The 13291-nt window shown below is 52.6% G+C and carries 12 protein-coding genes; 10 read left to right on the top strand and 2 right to left on the bottom strand.

Features of this window, described 5'->3' with window-relative positions; genetic code table 11:
- Positions 1-108: 108 nt before the first annotated feature.
- Positions 109-1758: a glucose-6-phosphate isomerase gene (gene pgi / locus C3432_RS17615; protein WP_103777825.1), complete on the top strand. Its 1650-nt coding sequence runs from the start codon at positions 109-111 to the stop codon at positions 1756-1758.
- Positions 1759-1820: 62 nt separating this feature from the next.
- Here pgi and C3432_RS17610 read toward each other — a convergent pair whose 3' ends face one another.
- Positions 1821-3248, bottom strand: coding sequence for an L-fucose/L-arabinose isomerase family protein (locus C3432_RS17610; protein ID WP_103777824.1), 1428 nt, complete (start codon positions 3246-3248; stop codon positions 1821-1823).
- Between the two features lie 647 nt (positions 3249-3895).
- On the opposite strand from C3432_RS17610, the gene yjbE reads away from it, so the two are divergent.
- The 4 genes from yjbE (at position 3896) to C3432_RS17585 (ending at position 7670) form a co-directional block, all read left to right on the top strand.
- On the top strand, positions 3896-4138 hold the full coding sequence (yjbE, locus tag C3432_RS17600; protein ID WP_103777822.1) for an exopolysaccharide production protein YjbE: 243 nt from the start codon (positions 3896-3898) through the stop codon (positions 4136-4138).
- A gap of 63 nt (positions 4139-4201) precedes the next feature.
- Positions 4202-4840 (top strand): YjbF family lipoprotein, encoded by a 639-nt coding sequence (locus C3432_RS17595; protein WP_103777821.1) that lies wholly within the window; start codon positions 4202-4204, stop codon positions 4838-4840.
- Positions 4837-5574, top strand: coding sequence for a capsule biosynthesis GfcC family protein (locus tag C3432_RS17590; RefSeq protein ID WP_103777820.1), 738 nt, complete (start codon positions 4837-4839; stop codon positions 5572-5574). The genes C3432_RS17595 and C3432_RS17590 overlap by 4 nt, the downstream gene beginning before the upstream one ends.
- A complete protein-coding gene (locus C3432_RS17585) occupies positions 5574-7670 on the top strand; it encodes a YjbH domain-containing protein (RefSeq protein WP_103777819.1) in 2097 nt (698 codons plus the stop codon). Before C3432_RS17590 ends, C3432_RS17585 begins: the two co-directional genes overlap by 1 nt.
- A 101-nt stretch (positions 7671-7771) precedes the next feature.
- Here the strand turns inward: C3432_RS17585 and C3432_RS17580 are convergent, their stop codons facing one another.
- Positions 7772-8224, bottom strand: a complete 453-nt coding sequence (locus C3432_RS17580) for an acyltransferase (protein WP_103777818.1) — start codon at positions 8222-8224, stop codon at positions 7772-7774.
- A gap of 140 nt (positions 8225-8364) precedes the next feature.
- Between C3432_RS17580 and psiE the strand changes: the two genes are divergently transcribed.
- The 5 genes from psiE to C3432_RS17555 all read left to right on the top strand — a co-directional run bounded on the left by psiE (position 8365) and on the right by C3432_RS17555 (position 13260).
- Positions 8365-8775, top strand: a complete 411-nt coding sequence (gene psiE, locus C3432_RS17575) for a phosphate-starvation-inducible protein PsiE (RefSeq protein WP_103777817.1) — start codon at positions 8365-8367, stop codon at positions 8773-8775.
- A 143-nt stretch (positions 8776-8918) separates the two neighbouring features.
- Positions 8919-10613 carry a PTS transporter subunit EIIC gene (locus C3432_RS17570; protein ID WP_103777816.1) on the top strand — a complete coding sequence of 565 codons (1695 nt, stop codon included), beginning with the start codon at positions 8919-8921 and terminating at the stop codon, positions 10611-10613.
- Positions 10607-11656 carry an oxidoreductase gene (locus C3432_RS17565; RefSeq protein WP_181012948.1) on the top strand — a complete coding sequence of 350 codons (1050 nt, stop codon included), beginning with the start codon at positions 10607-10609 and terminating at the stop codon, positions 11654-11656. The genes C3432_RS17570 and C3432_RS17565 overlap by 7 nt, the downstream gene beginning before the upstream one ends.
- The gene (locus C3432_RS17560; RefSeq protein ID WP_103777814.1) at positions 11656-12516 is read left to right on the top strand and encodes a DUF7916 family protein; all 861 of its coding nucleotides are present in this window, start codon (positions 11656-11658) and stop codon (positions 12514-12516) included. The genes C3432_RS17565 and C3432_RS17560 overlap by 1 nt, the downstream gene beginning before the upstream one ends.
- A gap of 39 nt (positions 12517-12555) precedes the next feature.
- Positions 12556-13260, top strand: coding sequence for a GntR family transcriptional regulator (locus tag C3432_RS17555; RefSeq protein WP_103777813.1), 705 nt, complete (start codon positions 12556-12558; stop codon positions 13258-13260).
- Positions 13261-13291: the final 31 nt, after the last annotated feature.

Raw genomic sequence — 13291 nt, 5'->3', positions numbered from 1 at the left:
CCCCATTCGACAGTGCCTGGGGCAACGGCATTAAAACAATCACATTTTTCTGTGGCTGGCGTTACAATCGATCTCAGTCACAATTCTCAAATCAGAAGAGTATTGCTAATGAAAAACATCAATCCGACGCAGACATCTGCCTGGCAGGCACTACAAAAACATTACGACGAAATGAAGGACGTTACTATCGCGGAGCTTTTCGCGAAAGACAGCGACCGTTTCACTCATTTTTCCGCCACATTCGACGATCTGATGCTGGTCGATTTCTCTAAAAACCGCATCACCGAAGAGACGCTGGCAAAGTTGCAGGATCTGGCAAAAGAAACCTTCCTGGCTGACGCCATCAAATCCATGTTCTCCGGCGAGAAGATTAACCGTACCGAAGACCGTGCCGTCCTGCACGTTGCGCTGCGTAACCGTAGCAATACCCCGATTATCGTCGACGGCAAAGACGTCATGCCGGAAGTGAACGCGGTGCTGGAGAAGATGAAAGCCTTCTCTGAAGCGATTATCTCTGGTCAATGGAAAGGCTATACCGGTAAGGCGATTACCGACGTGGTCAACATTGGTATCGGCGGCTCTGACCTCGGCCCGTTCATGGTGACCGAAGCGCTGCGTCCATATAAAAACCACCTGAATATGCACTTTGTCTCTAACGTCGATGGTACTCACATCGCCGAAGTGCTGAAGAAAGTGAACCCGGAAACGACCCTGTTCCTGGTGGCCTCCAAAACCTTCACCACCCAGGAAACCATGACCAACGCCCACAGCGCGCGCGACTGGTTCCTGAAAACTGCGGGTGATGAAAAACACGTGGCGAAGCACTTTGCTGCGCTGTCCACCAATGCGAAAGCGGTTGGCGAATTCGGTATTGATACTGCCAACATGTTCGAATTCTGGGACTGGGTGGGCGGTCGCTATTCCCTGTGGTCAGCCATTGGTTTGTCCATCATTCTGTCCGTCGGCTTCGACAACTTTGTTGAATTGCTGTCCGGCGCGCACGCGATGGATAAGCATTTTTCTACTACTGCCCCGGAGAAAAACCTGCCGGTGCTGCTGGCGCTGATCGGTATCTGGTACAACAACTTCTTCGGCGCTGAAACCGAAGCGATTCTGCCGTATGACCAGTATATGCACCGTTTTGCAGCTTACTTCCAGCAGGGCAATATGGAATCCAACGGCAAATACGTTGACCGTAACGGCAACGCGGTGGATTACCAGACCGGCCCAATCATCTGGGGTGAGCCGGGTACTAACGGCCAGCACGCGTTCTACCAGCTGATTCACCAGGGCACCAAAATGGTACCGTGCGATTTCATCGCCCCGGCTATCACCCATAATCCGCTGTCGGATCACCATCCGAAGCTGCTGTCTAACTTCTTCGCGCAGACTGAAGCCCTGGCGTTCGGTAAATCCCGCGATGTGGTTGAGCAGGAATACCGCGATCAGGGTAAAGATCCGGCAACCCTGGACCACGTGGTGCCCTTCAAGGTGTTCGAAGGCAACCGCCCGACCAACTCCATCCTGCTGCGTGAAATCACCCCGTTCAGCCTGGGCGCGCTGATTGCCCTGTATGAGCATAAAATCTTTACGCAGGGTGTGATCCTGAATATCTTCACCTTCGATCAGTGGGGCGTTGAGCTGGGTAAACAGCTGGCAAACCGTATTCTGCCGGAGCTGGGTGACGACAAAGCGATCGACAGCCACGACAGTTCAACCAACGGTCTGATTAACCGCTATAAGTCCTGGCGTGCATAATTAGCGCGGGCCTCGTCCGGTCGGGCGAGGCTCTACAGACGGCACAAGGTAGTCAGCAATCTTTAGCAAATCCGGTGAGTGTGAATGGCAAGCTGCCTGGCGATGTTTTCCAGCTTCAGGCCAACGTGTCCAATCCCGATGGCGCAATGGTGAGCCGCTCCACCTTCACACCAGCGGCGGGTAAACGCCTTCGCGCTGAGCGGGAACCGGTAGTGACTGTTGGTATTGCCGATATCCAGCGTTTCTCCTGCGACCGCCTCGCCCTCGGCGTATTGCAGCGTGACGCTGCCATCCTGATGCTCGACGACGGACAAAAAGGTAACCGGACCGGGTGCCACGCTCATCTGGATGGATACCCCTTTTCCGGGTTTACCGTGATAGACGGGCAGGGGCACCAGCCTGACCTTCTCTGCGGACATCAGCGGATGTGCCGGGCCGTCATGACCCCACTGTACGGTTTGCGCACGAAAATCAATGCCATAAGGTTCAGAGAATGATCCTCCCGCCCCCAGCAGGCTGAGTATTTTCATGGCGATGACGTTCTTGATTTCACATTCGCCCGCCACCGGAATTCCGTCTGCGGTCAGCAATGTATTTCCCATAATCACGGAGGTCATGATATTTTCCTGGGCCGAACCTGACGCGCCTTCATAATAATAGGCCAGGGCACCCAGTTGATGGCGGTCAACCATATTATCCAGCGCAATCGCGGTATTTATGGCACGTTGTAATTCATATTCCTCACAGGCGGGGTCGACACTCAGGGACTGAAATATCTGCTGGCGTTTTTGCGCCTGTTGCTCGTCGGTAATTGCGGTTAATGTGTTAACTAACTCGCACACTTCCAGCAGCCTGAACCGCACGCCGAATTTTGCCGACAGGTTCGTCATATTCGAATAGACGTCATACATACCGTTATAATAATGACCGAGGACGCCAATGTTGGTGGTTTTTAAGGTGTTCACAACCGCCAGCGCCGCCAGCCAGTCATCGATCTCCTGCCAGGCATCCTCATCTTCCAGATAGCCCGGTACCAGGCTATAAGAAACGCCGGTACGCTGGAAGACGTTAACCAGCTCCGGCGCGCTACAGGCCTGGCAATGGGCCAGCCACTGTCCGGTTCGCGTGCCGCGATCTGCCAGTTGGTTAATTCTGTTGCAGGGCAGGCTTTGTTCCGGCTGGAGCGCCAGAATTAATACCGGAACGTTAAGCTGTTGCACTAAAGGAAGTACCGTTGAACTGAGTGCATAAGTCGTAATATAGAGCACCAGCGCGTCAATATTATTGGCTGAAAAAAGCGTAATGGCCCGATCCATAGCCGCGTTATTATCAATTAATCCGCTATTAATAATGTTGATGTTTTCATTATTCTGTTGCAATTTTTTATCAACCTGTGACAGATAATCTTCCAGCTCTGTTTTTAGCCCAGGAAATTGGGGCCAGTAAGTTTCCAGCCCAATACCAAAAAGACCGATGGTTAATGTTTTCACTGTGCCTCCTCAGAGAAAGATAGAATGATCCCTGAAATATAGGTGGCGGCAACGCTAAAAACATTCTCCTCGTGGACATCATGGATACAGATATGGCAATTTTTTCGTGATGCTTAGCAGCCAGGTCGCAGTTTTACAATATATACTCGTCATACTTCAAGTTGCAGATGCGTTGGCTTTGTTACCCGGCCCATCCCTGGGCCTCGCCCCTTCGGGGCCAGCGCAAGCGCTGTTCAAAACGACTACGCGTTTTGTCCTGCAACTCGAATTATTTAGAGTATGCATATTATCAATATATTTAATCGATGACGGTCCGCCGCGCTTTTTCGGATGTGCGTGACATAGTGTACAGAGATGGCGGAAAAAATCGGTCAGAGTGGTTCAGGATTATCCTAAAAATATAATTTGACCGACGTTGTAAAAATGATTTTTTAGGATTTCCTTTAGTATATTAATTTATTAACATTTTGAAATATAGAGTTTTTTTTATTTTTAATGAATGGTTTTTATTGGCGTTTTAGCTAATTATCCTAAAATCGAACCGCTATTCTCCCCTCCGTAATCCGCCCAATTTAGTTGTGTATACTCGACTGCGTCTGAATTCTATTTCAGGCAAATCTCCATTCATTCAATGAAGGGAAATTGTTATGAAAAAAGTTCTGTATGGCATTTTTGCCATATCTGCGCTTGCGGCGACCTCTGCCTGGTCAGCCCCCGTCCAGGTGGGGGAAGCGGCAGGTTCGGCAGCAACGTTGGTTTCGGCGGGGAGTTCCTCCGCAACCAGCGTTAGCACCGTAAGTTCTGCGGTGGGAGTCGCGCTGGCGGCTACCGGTGGTGGTGATGGTTCCAATACCGGGACCACAACCACCACGACCACCAGTACCCAGTAATACCGGTACGTTTAACCATAACCACACTTCGGTGTGGTTATTTTGCCCCTCTGGAGAAGCGTCGTGAAGCGACCTGCGCTCATACTAATTTGCCTGCTGTTACAGGCATGCTCAGCCACCACAAAGGAGCTGGGCAACTCGCTGTGGGAAAGTGTGTTCGGTACGCCAGGCGTGCAGCTCACGGATGACGATATTCAGAATATGCCTTATGCCAGCCAGTATATGCAGCTCAACGGCGGGCCGCAGCTGTTTGTGGTGCTCGCTTTCGCAGAGAACGGGCAGCAGAAATGGGTGACGCAGGATCAGGCGACTATCGTGACGCAGCATGGCCGTCTGGTGAAAACGTTGTTCGGCGGCGACAACCTGATTGACGTGAATAATCTGGCCGCCGATCCGTTGGCTCAACCCACACAAATTATCGATGGTGCAACCTGGACCCGCACCATGGGCTGGACCGAGCATAAACAGGTGCGCTACGCCACCGCGCGATCGGTGTTCAAATGGAAGGGGACCGACAGCATTAAGGTTGGGAACGATGTAACGCCGGTACGCATTCTTGATGAAGAGGTCACTACCGATCATACGCAATGGCATAACCGCTACTGGATTGATAACGAAGCGAAAATTCGTCAGTCCGAACAGACTCTCGGTGCAAATTTCTTCCCGGTGAAAACCACGCTCATTAAGGCGGCAAAATCATGATGAAACGGGCCCTTACCGCGCTGCTTTTTAGCCTGGGCGCGTCATCTGTTTTTGCGGTTGGCACGGTCAACGTCTTTACGCCCGATAGTCCAGAGCCGAAAACCCTTACCGGCGCGGAGCATCTGATCGATCTGGTGGGACAGCCACGGCTGGCAAACAGCTGGTGGCCTGCGGCGGTGATCGGTGAAGAGCAGGCGACCGCGACGGCACAGCGCCAGCAGCAGGCGCTGCTGGGACGTCTGGTGGCGCTGAGCGCCGATGAAAGGGGTGACGATGCCGCTGCAATAAACGCGCTGCGTCAGCAAATTCAGGCCCTGAAGGTCACTGGCAGACAGCAGGTGAATCTTGACCCCGATAGTGTTCGGGTGAGTGAACGCGGTAATCCGTCGCTGCAAGGGAATTACACCCTGTGGGTAGGTCCACAGCCGACCACGGTGACGCTCTTTGGGATGATAAACCGGCCTGGCCGCCAGCTATTTACTCCAGGACGCGATGTCTTCAGTTATCTCGAAGGACAAAGCCTGCTCAGCGGGGCGGAGCGCAGCTATGCGTGGATTGTATATCCCGACGGTCGCACGCAGAAAGTGCCGATCGCTTACTGGAATAAGCGCCACGTAGAGCCGATGCCCGGCAGCATCATTTTTGTTGGTCTGGCCGGTTCCGTCTGGAGTCGCACGCCGGATGCGCTGAATGCCGACATTCTTCATACCCTGACGCAGCGGATACCCGAGTAATGAAAAAAACATATCTGCTCAGCTTACTGGCGCTGGGCATCAGCGCGGCCTGTCATGCCGAAACATATCCTGCCCCCATTGGGCCATCGCAGTCTGACTTTGGCGGCGTGGGGCTGTTGCAAACGCCTACGGCGCGAATGGCGCGGGAAGGCGAAATGAGTCTGAATTACCGTGATAACGATCAGTACCGCTACTATTCCGCCTCTGCACAGCTCTTTCCGTGGCTGGAAACGACGCTGCGCTATACCGACGTGCGAACCAAACAATACAGCAGCGTGGAGTCCTTCTCCGGCGATCAGACCTACAAAGATAAGGCTTTCGACCTGAAGTTACGGCTGTGGGAAGAGAGTGACTGGATGCCACAAGTGGCCGCTGGCGCTCGCGATATCGGCGGTACCGGTCTGTTTGACGCAGAATACATTGTGGCAAATAAAGCCTGGGGACCCTTTGATTTCTCGCTTGGCCTTGGCTGGGGCTATCTGGGGACCAGCGGCAACGTGAGTAACCCATTCTGTTCATACAGCGATAAGTATTGCTACCGTGATAACAGCTACAAACAGGCGGGATCTGTTGACGGTAGCCAGATGTTCCACGGACCGGCATCGCTGTTTGGCGGCGTTGAGTACCAGACGCCCTGGCAGCCACTGCGCCTGAAGCTGGAGTATGAAGGGAATAATTACCAGCAGGATTTTGCGGGCAAGCTGGAACAGAAGAGCAAATTTAACGTCGGCGCCATTTACCGCGTCACCGATTGGGCCGACGTCAACCTCAGCTATGAGCGCGGTAATACCTTTATGTTTGGGGTTACGCTACGCACCAACTTCAATGATTTGCGTCCTTCCTATAGCGACAATCCGCGACCGAAATACCAGCCGGAGCCGCAGGATGCCATCCTGCAACATTCGGTGGTGGCTAATCAGCTGACGCTCCTGAAATACAACGCCGGGCTGGCGGATCCCAAAATCCAGGTAAAAGGCGACACGCTGTATGTGACCGGCGAGCAGGTGAAATACCGTGATTCGCGGGAAGGGATCGAACGCGCGAATCGGATCGTGATGAACGCCCTGCCGGAAGGGATCCGCACGATCCGGGTAACCGAAAATCGCCTCAACATGCCGCAGGTCACCACCGAAACGGAAGTGTCCAGCCTGCAACGGCACCTGGAAGGGGAGCCGCTGGGCCATGAGACCCCGCTGGCGCAAAAGCGGGTGGAGCCGATCGTCCCGGAAATCACCGAGCAGGGGTGGTATATCGACAAATCACGCTTTGATTTCCACCTTGATCCGGTTCTCAACCAGTCTGTGGGCGGCCCGGAAAACTTCTACATGTACCAGCTGGGCGTAATGGGGACGGCAGACCTGTGGGTGACGGATCATCTGCTCACCACCGGTAGCGTGTTTGCTAACCTTGCCAATAACTACGACAAATTTAACTACACCAACCCACCGAACGACTCACATCTGCCGCGCGTGCGAACCCGCGTGCGTGAGTATGTGCAAAACGATGTTTACGTCAACAACCTGCAAGCTAACTACTTCCAGTATTTTGGCAACGGTTTCTATGGCCAGGCCTATGGGGGTTACCTTGAGACGATGTATGGCGGCGCGGGGGCGGAAGTGCTGTATCGTCCGGTGGACAGCAACTGGGCGTTCGGCCTGGATGCGAACTATGTGAAACAGCGTGACTGGCGCAGCGCACAGGACATGATGAAATTTACCGACTATAGCGTGAAGACCGGGCATCTGACCGCTTACTGGACTCCGTCTTTCGCTCAGGACGTGTTGGTGAAAGCGAGCGTCGGGCAATATCTGGCAGGCGACAAAGGCGGAACGCTGGATATTTCTAAACGCTTCGACAGCGGTGTGGTGGTGGGCGGCTATGCGACTATCACCAACGTGTCGGCGGATGAATACGGGGAAGGGGACTTCACCAAAGGTGTCTATGTTTCCGTGCCGCTGGATCTCTTCTCGTCAGGCCCGACCCGCAGTCGGGCAGCGATTGGCTGGACACCGTTGACGCGTGACGGTGGTCAGCAGCTTGGACGTAAGTTTCAGCTGTACGACATGACCAGCGATCGCAGCATAAACTTCCGTTGACCTGCGAGGGGGGATATCTGCGCCGGATGACGCTTCGTTTATCCGGCCAGGGCATGACTCATCTGTCGCAGGCCAGGTAACCGTCTGCGCCACCGGGCGATTTACAGGCGGCGCAGCAATCTTGCCGGATTACCTGCATACACGCCTCTCTCGGTTATCGATTTAGTTACCACGCTCCCCGCACCGATAACCACGCCATCGCAAATACTGACCGCCAGAATGGTTGCGCCACTGCCGATGGAGACATCATCGCCAATGGTAATCCGCCCCCAGCTGTTCCGGTCGGCATTGGGCTTGCCTTCCCGGAACATATCGTTGGCGAACATCACGCCGTGGCCGATAAAGCATCGGGATCCCAGGGTGACATATTCGCAGATGAAGGAATGCGACTGGATTTTAGTCTCTGCGCCAATTTGCGTATTTCCCTGAATTTCGACGAATGGTCCGACAAAAACATTGTCGCCGAGCTGGCAGTCATAGAGGTTGGCGGGTTCATAAATCACTACATTTTCACCGCAGGTGACGTTCCGGATGGCGGCCTGTTTTCGCTGCATTTTTCTCTTCCTGTGGTATGTATCGTGGTGTTGATCATTCCTCACTGACCTTTCCTGAACAAAACATAAACAAAAAATGTAGATCACCGTCACATTTTTGCGTTATACAGGGACCTCGCTATTAGAAAAAAGGTGTTGTTATGACGTCACCATTTCGTCAACGTTTTGAATTTATTGCCACCATCCTGCAGACCATACTGAATCTTGGGCTGCTGAGCCTGGGGTTGATCCTGGTGGTATTCCTCGGTAAAGAGACGCTGCATCTCGCGGATGTCCTGTTCGCGCCGGAGCAAACCAGTAAGTATGAGCTGGTGGAGGGACTGGTAGTCTATTTCCTTTATTTCGAGTTTATCGCCTTGATTGTGAAGTACTTTCAGTCAGGCTTTCACTTTCCGCTGCGCTATTTTGTGTATATCGGGATCACGGCGATTGTGCGCTTGATCATCGTCGATCATAAATCGCCAATGGATGTGCTGATCTATTCGGCGGCGCTCCTGCTGTTGGTGATCACCCTCTGGCTGTGTAATTCGAATCGACTGAAACGGGAATGATACAAAGGCCATTGCGCAAAATGTGATCTATATGGATTTAATTTAAAACTATATAGTTTTAAATGCCTGCCCATGAAGCCTGATGGCGGTGAGGGATCTCACCAGAGGTGGATGTCCACATTCACATTTCATGGAGAGCGCAAATGGCTCAGTCCTCATTATTGGGGCGGATAACTGACGTCTCGCAGAAAATGGCCGCAGAGGTTCATCTGCGTAGCTTACGCGACAGTTTTATTATCGCGGTACCCTTCCTTGTACTGGCAGGGTTATTTATTATGCTGAATTATGTCATTCTGGATCCTGGCGGCATATTCAGCACTATTCTTTCCGCAGAAACATTATTACGTTTACATAATATTGGCGATCGCATCCTTAATGGTACGATGAATATTTTATCACTGATGTTAGTGATATTAATTGCGTATCATATCGCCAGTAAGAAAAAATACCCTGAGCCGATGATCCCCGCGATGGTCGCGTTAGCGGCATTTTATGTGCTGATGCCGGTAGAAATAACTATCACGCTGGCAAACGCTCAGGAGGTAAAACAGACCGGCATTGTTCCCTACGCATATACCAACGCCGGTGGCGTATTCCTGGCAATATTAACCGCGATACTCTCAACCAATCTTTTTTTATGGGTGTCGAAAAGTAAAAGATTACAAATTCGCCTGGGCGATGACGTCCCGCCAATGGTGGTGCAGTCCTTTCAGGCGATGTTTTCGATTATGCTGACAATCGGCGTTTTTGCACTCGTTGCTTTTACCGTCAATATGGTCGGGCAGACGGAAATACAGACGCTGATTCAGCAGCTCATTCAGGCGCCGCTGGTACATCTGACGACCAATCTACCGGGCTTTCTGGTGTTAACGACGCTGACCAATCTGCTGTTTTCACTGGGAATTCATCCAGGAGGAATTATTAATCCTGTGCTGGAACCCCCGCTATTGGTGGCGATGCAGGAAAATATGGCCGCTTTTGCCAGTGGGCAGATCCCTCCGCATATTATTGTTTTACCGTTTCGCGATCTCTACGGTCATATGGGAGGAACGGGAAGCACGCTGGCCTTATTGTTAGCTATTTTTGTGCGCAGTAAAATATCCAGCCACCGCAAGTTTTGCCGTACGGTGATCGCCCCCGGAATATTCAATATCAACGAACCGGTGATATTTGGCTTTCCGGTGCTCTATAACCCATTGATGATGATCCCCTTTATCATCTATCCACAAATTAACTTTATTATCGCTTATTTCGCCACGTCCTGGGGATGGGTATCGAAAATTGTCGCCTATGTACCGTGGTCCGTTCCTCCTTTTATCTCCGGATGGCTGGGGTCCGGCGGTGATTTTCGCAATGTTGTTTTGCAAGGGGGATTATTAGCGCTGGGCGTGATTATCTATATGCCGTTTTTAAAAGCCTGGGAAAGCTCGATAATGCAAAGCCGCAATGAAAAGGTGATCGAGCAGATAGCGTCGGGAGAACAGGCAGAAAAAACCACAGTCACAGATATTCATATTCTGGATGGCAAAACGATTATTCTGGCCTGCAACGAAGGCATGTCCACTTCATTAATGGCCGCGAAGATGCGGAAATATACCGGGAGTCAGAACTGTACCCTGAATATTTACGCGGTTAATGCCGGGAAACTGGTTGAGGATTATGAAAAAGCCTCGCTTATCCTGCTCGGTCCACAGTTAGCTTATATGCAAGAAACGATCGTTCAGGACATTAATCACCACTGTCCTGTGGCTCTGATTGACCACCAACATTTCAGCAAACTCGATGGCCAGGCGGCGATTGAGGCGGCGTTGACGTTCTTTGAAAAGGAAAAATCATGATTCATTGTGCTTATATCGGTTTTGGGAAAAGCGCCACGCGTTACCATCTTCCCTACGTTCTTGTGCGCAAGGATAAATATAATGTGAAACGTATCTACGATATTGCGCGTAAGCCTGATATTGAAGCCAGCGCGCCATATCAACACATCACCTTTACTTCTCAGCTCGACGATATCCTGAGCGATCGGGAGATCCAACTGGTGGTTATCTGCACCCATCCGGACAGCCACTATCAATACGCCAGATTATGCCTTGAGCACGGTAAAAATGTGCTGGTGGAAAAACCGTTCACCCCCACGCTGGATGAGGCCAAAACGCTGTTTGCGCTGGCGCGCGAGAAAGGGTTGACCGTGACGCCGTTTCAGAACCGACGGTTTGACAGCTGCTTCCTGACCATGAAGCAGGTCATTGAAAGCGGCAAGCTGGGCGACATTGTGGAGGTGGAAAGCCATTTTGACTATTTCCGTCCCGAAGCGGAAACCCAGCCCGGAAGCTATTTTAACGGTGCGTTCTATGGTCTGGGGGTGCATACCGTCGATCAAATCATCGCCTTGCTGGGGCGGCCGCAGCAGGTTGGGTATCACCTGCGACAGCTGCGAAATCCGCTTAATCCGGACGATACGTTCGACGTGCATCTCTATTATGGCAGGGTAAAAGCGATTGTTAAAACCAGCCATCTGGTCAGCATTCCGTATCCGCGATTTACGGTTCATGGCACGCGTGGTTCGTTTGTTCGCTACGGTATCGATCGGCAGGAAACCAGCCTGAAGGCCGGCATCATGCCGGGAGAAGCGAGTTTTGGCGCGGATCCGCAGATGGCCGTACTCGAGTATATTAATGAGGCCGGAGAGTCGGTACGCGAGGAAATTCCGCCAGTTGCGGGTGATTATGGCCGTGTTTACGATGCGCTTTACGAAACCCTGACAACGGGAACGGCGAACTACGTCAGTGAACGCGAGGCGCTGACCAATCTCGAAATTCTGGATAAGGCATTTCATCAGCCTTCGCCCGCGATTGTCACTCTGAAGGGGGAGGTGTGGTGATGAAAAGGATCCTCAATTGTCGGGCCAGCGACTTTCGTCTGCCGGTAACGGGTGAGGCGCTGCGCGAAGCGATCGTTGCCAGTGAAGGGCGGGTGATTATGGCTGAGGTCGCCGTGCAGACGCCGCCGCTGTTTGCTGAGGTGACGAATGCCGAACTGCTGTGCGCGTTTGGCGCTGATTTGCTGTTACTGAAAGGGATCAACTGCCTGCAACCTGAACTTAACGGCAGCGATGACCGATTTGGTGACAATCCTGTCGCACAGATTAAATGCCTGACCGGGCGCTTAACCGGCGTCAGTTTTGAGGTTCTGGCAGAGGAAGAGGCTTCCCATGCCAACGCTTTTTCGCCAGCGCATTTACATGCGATGCAGCACGCGGACTTTTATTGTCTCACCGGATACGACAAACCCGGGGTAACCGCCGAACGTATGCGTCAGGCTATTGCTCAGCTGCGCACGCAAACGGATAAGCTGATTCTGGCGGCGAAATTCTATACGTCAGGACTCACGCTGCCGGAAGAGTACGCCAGCTACGTCAGGGCCGGGGCGGATGGGGTTATCTTCCCGGCGCCAGCCGGATGTCGCGGCGCGTCGGAAACGCTTGTCAGAGAGATTGTGCAGGCGGTACAGGCGCATGGCGGTATTGCCGTGACGACCCTGAGCAGTAGTCAGGAGGGCGCGGATTGTGCTACGGTGCGCGAAATCGGCCTGGCCAGTAAGCGTTGCGGTAGCGATATGCACAATTTTGGTGATGCGGGGGTCGCGGGAATGGCCGACCCGCAGGCGCTCAATGCGCTATCGGTGGCGATTCGGGGACGACGGCATACCTGGGTACGTATGGCGGCATCACTGTCCCGATAATTTTATCCGGCTCCGTCAGGGGCCGTTTGCGGAGGATTTATGCCTAAATATATGGATATATACCAGGAGGTGCGACGCCGCATTGTGGCGGGTATCTATGCTCCGGATAACAAACTCCCTGAAGGCGCTAAACTTGCCGCTGAATTTAGCTGTAGCGAATTAACCATCGCCAAGGCGCTGGAACTGCTGGTCAGGGAAGGTCTGGTGTTACGCAAGCGTGGGCTGGGTTCGTTTGTTAAGCGTCAGGCGTCCGCCGCCAGCAACTCACACCTGATCGGGACTGCGCAACGCTGCGCCAGCTATGGTCAAACGTTGTCTACGCGCGTTCAGCAATATGCTGCCGTCCCTGCCCATCAGGATATTGCGCAAAAATTGCAGATCCCGGAAGGCGAGCTGGTTCATGAGATCCATCGGGTGCGTATTATTGATGATATTCCGTCGATTGTTGAGCATACCTGGATGCCGGTCGCCCTGTTTCCCCATCTGAACCTGAGCCATATCCAGCACTCCATTTATGCCTATATTACCCACGAGTCAGGCTTCACCATTCACAGCGCGCATATGAAGGTGACGGGGATCAGCGCCAGCGAACAGGAGCGTCAGTGGCTGGCGTTGGCGGAACCTGCGGTACTGATTCAGGTAGAACAGACGGCGTTTCTTGATAATGGCAGGCTGTTTGAATACTCCTGCGCCCGTCATCTCTGGCACTCGTTTAATTTTGAAACCGATTTTGTCCGCGTGTAGTGTCGATATGAACAGGTGGCCTGTCGGCCAC

It is taken from the genome of Citrobacter amalonaticus (assembly GCF_002918555.1).
Taxonomy (GTDB): Bacteria; Pseudomonadota; Gammaproteobacteria; order Enterobacterales; family Enterobacteriaceae; genus Citrobacter_C; species Citrobacter_C amalonaticus_A.
The sequence above is the reverse complement of the archived record's forward strand: the minus strand, read 5'-3'. Positions and strand labels throughout refer to the sequence as shown.

Excerpts from the sequence above, each read along its gene's own strand:
- pgi (WP_103777825.1), top strand. The coding sequence starts at position 109 with ATGAAAAACATCAATCCGACGCAGACATCTGCCTGGCAGGCACTACAA.
- yjbE (WP_103777822.1), top strand. The coding sequence starts at position 3,896 with ATGAAAAAAGTTCTGTATGGCATTTTTGCCATATCTGCGCTTGCGGCG.
- C3432_RS17590 (WP_103777820.1), top strand. The coding sequence starts at position 4,837 with ATGATGAAACGGGCCCTTACCGCGCTGCTTTTTAGCCTGGGCGCGTCA.
- C3432_RS17585 (WP_103777819.1), top strand. The coding sequence starts at position 5,574 with ATGAAAAAAACATATCTGCTCAGCTTACTGGCGCTGGGCATCAGCGCG.
- C3432_RS17580 (WP_103777818.1), bottom strand. The coding sequence starts at position 8,224 with ATGCAGCGAAAACAGGCCGCCATCCGGAACGTCACCTGCGGTGAAAAT.
- psiE (WP_103777817.1), top strand. The coding sequence starts at position 8,365 with ATGACGTCACCATTTCGTCAACGTTTTGAATTTATTGCCACCATCCTG.
- C3432_RS17570 (WP_103777816.1), top strand. The coding sequence starts at position 8,919 with ATGGCTCAGTCCTCATTATTGGGGCGGATAACTGACGTCTCGCAGAAA.
- C3432_RS17560 (WP_103777814.1), top strand. The coding sequence starts at position 11,656 with ATGAAAAGGATCCTCAATTGTCGGGCCAGCGACTTTCGTCTGCCGGTA.
- C3432_RS17555 (WP_103777813.1), top strand. The coding sequence starts at position 12,556 with ATGCCTAAATATATGGATATATACCAGGAGGTGCGACGCCGCATTGTG.